The 1,200-nt window shown below is 67.2% G+C and carries 1 protein-coding gene and 1 pseudogene; both read left to right on the forward strand.

Features of this window, described 5'->3' with window-relative positions; all coding sequences use genetic code 11:
* On the forward strand, positions 1-773 hold a 773-nt coding region (locus CKO42_RS26600; protein WP_200252636.1), incomplete at its 5' end, for a potassium-transporting ATPase subunit KdpA.
* Between the two features lie 18 nt (positions 774-791).
* Positions 792-1,200 (forward strand): annotated as a pseudogene (locus CKO42_RS26605) (potassium-transporting ATPase subunit B); the annotation flags it as partial.

Raw genomic sequence — 1,200 nt, forward strand, 5'->3', positions numbered from 1 at the left:
CGGAGAACCAACCCAACGCCTCCTTTGCCGGCCTCGCGGCCGAGGGTCCGAATTTGGAGGGCAAGGAGGTGCGCTTCGGCGCGACGGCCACGGCGCTTTGGGGCAGCTTCACCACCCAGACCTCCAACGGCTCGGTGAACGGCATGCACGACTCCTTCAACCCGCTGGGCGGCGCCGCGACGCTGATGGATATGTTCATCAACGCCACCTTTGGCGGCGTCGGCGTGGGGCTGATCAACTTCCTGCTGTTCCTGCTGCTCGCGGTCTTTCTCGGCAGCCTGATGGTAGGTCGCTCACCAGAGGTCTATGGCCGCGCGCTGGAGGCCAAGGAGATCAAGCTGATCTGCATCGCGCTCTTGATCCAGCCGCTGCTGATCCTCGGACTGACCGCCACGGCGGTGGCGATTCCGGGCCTGGCTCAGAACTCCAATCCGGGCTTCCATGGCCTGAGCCAGGTGCTCTACGAATACACCTCCGCCTTCGCTAACAACGGTTCCGGCTTCGAGGGGTTGGGCGACGATACGCCCTGGTGGAACATCAGTTGCGCCCTGGCGCTGATCCTCGGGCGGTTTATTCCCATCCTGGCACCGCTGGCGTTGGCCGCCCACCTGGCGGGCAAGCGCGTCGCGCCCACCACCTCGGGCAGCCTGGCCGTGGAGACGCCCACCTTCGCCGTGCTGACCCTGGGGGTGATCCTGATGTTCGCGCTGCTCAGCTTCTTCCCGGTCCTGGCCCTCGGCCCGTTCGCCGAGTTCCTGTCGTTGGCGAGCTGATGCCTTGGAGAAAACATGATGAAACATCAACGCAATGCATCCAAGTTGCTCACCGCCGAGACCCTGGCCCGCTTGGCGGGCGAGTCGCTGCGGCGGCTCGACCCGCGCTGGCTGGCGCGCAACCCCGTGATGTTCGTGGTCGGGGTCGGCACCCTGGTGACCCTGTGGCTGACGGGCGACGCGCTGCTGGCCGGTCGTCCCTGGGGCTTCGATCTGGCGATCAGCCTCGTGCTGCTGTTCACCCTGCTGTTTGCCAACGCGGCCGAGGCGCTGGCGGAGGCGCGGGGCCGGGCACAAGCCGAGAGCCTGCGCTCCACTCGAGAGCAGCTCGTGGCCCGGCGTGTGCGGGGGAAGGGGTTCGGGAATGGCTCTGGCCAGGGCGACGATGAGGAGCAGGTGCCGGCCACGGCCCTGCGTCGCGGCGACT

Origin of the sequence: Lamprobacter modestohalophilus (assembly GCF_016583905.1) — a bacterium.
Classification (GTDB): Bacteria; Pseudomonadota; Gammaproteobacteria; order Chromatiales; family Chromatiaceae; genus Lamprobacter; species Lamprobacter modestohalophilus.